The organism is Saccharomonospora iraqiensis subsp. iraqiensis, from assembly GCF_000430445.1.
Taxonomy (GTDB): domain Bacteria; phylum Actinomycetota; class Actinomycetes; order Mycobacteriales; family Pseudonocardiaceae; genus Saccharomonospora; species Saccharomonospora iraqiensis.
The window spans coordinates 1-1,109 of sequence record NZ_KE387130.1; the positions used below are offsets into that span (position 1 = coordinate 1).

Sequence of the window (1,109 nt, forward strand, 5' to 3'; positions counted from 1 at the left end):
CTTCCGGTGCGGGGTGGCGGACGCGGCACAACTGGCCGCCTGGCTCGACCTCGTCGGAGCCCGGCCGGGGGTCCGGTCCCGCGACTGAGGCCGGTCGCCTCACACGCCCGTCACGCCGTCGATGCGCTCGCGGATCAGGTCGGCGTGCCCGTTGTGCCGGGCGTACTCCTCGATCATGTGCACCAGGATCCAGCGGAGACTGACCTCGGCGCCGCCGAAGGAACCGGTGTCGTCCAGCGCGTGGGCGGCGCAGTTCTCCCGCGCGCGGTCCACCTCGGCCTCCCACAGGGCGTGGTCCGTGGTGCAGGAGACCTCCTCCGGCACGTCGAACCCGCCGTCCGGGGACTCCGGGTCGTGATCGCCACCGAAGATCGTGGGCACCCGTTCGCCCGTCAGCACACGGCGGAACCAGTTCCGTTCGACCTCGGCCAGGTGCGCGGTCAGCCCCAGCAGGGTCAGCGGCGACGGGGCGACGGCCTCGTCGCGGAGTTGCGCCTCGGTGAGGCCCGCGCACTTCACCGCCAGGGTGGCGCGCTGGAAGTCGAGCCAGCTCTCCAGCGTGGCACGGTCGTCGGCAGTCAACGGGGGCATGGTGCGTTCGATCTTCGCCACGCCTTCGAGCATGCCACCCGCCACCGACAACGACGGCGGCACGCGGTCGTCGGCACCCGGACGCCCGACGGTGGCGACACGGTGGCACCGTCGCGCCCGCTACGGTGCCGCAACCGGTGCGATGCTGGTGTCGTGGTGTACCGGCAACGTCCCTCGTCGGTCGGCGGCGCCGTCGTCTGGTCGCTCACCGTGTCTCCCACGGGGGCGGCCCCGGTGCTGCCCGACGGGTGCATGGACCTGATCCTCCTCGGCGGCGAGCTGTACGTCGCCGGACCCGACACGCGCCCACACGTGCCCACCGTGACCGCGGGCGACGTCGTGACCGGGATCCGGTTCCCGCCCGGTGTCGCGCCCGCGGTGCTCGGGCTGCCCGCCGACGAACTGCGCGACCTGCGGCTCCCGGTGGCCGACGTCTGGGGAGCGGGCACCGGAAGGCGGCTGGACGAACGGCTGGCCGCGGCACCGGACGTCGGTCGTGCGCTGGAGGGGATCGCCGC

At 73.8% G+C, this 1,109-nt stretch carries 2 protein-coding genes; one reads left to right on the plus strand and one right to left on the minus strand.

Translation table 11 applies throughout. The annotated features are described in order from the left end of the window. Positions 1-99: 99 nt before the first annotated feature. Positions 100-591: a DinB family protein gene (locus ACTIR_RS0119730; protein WP_084789626.1), complete on the minus strand. Its 492-nt coding sequence runs from the start codon at positions 589-591 to the stop codon at positions 100-102. Between the two features lie 153 nt (positions 592-744). On the opposite strand from ACTIR_RS0119730, the gene ACTIR_RS26955 reads away from it, so the two are divergent. Next, a partial coding sequence (locus tag ACTIR_RS26955) for a DUF6597 domain-containing transcriptional factor (protein WP_324607107.1) occupies positions 745-1,109 on the plus strand: 365 nt, incomplete at its 3' end.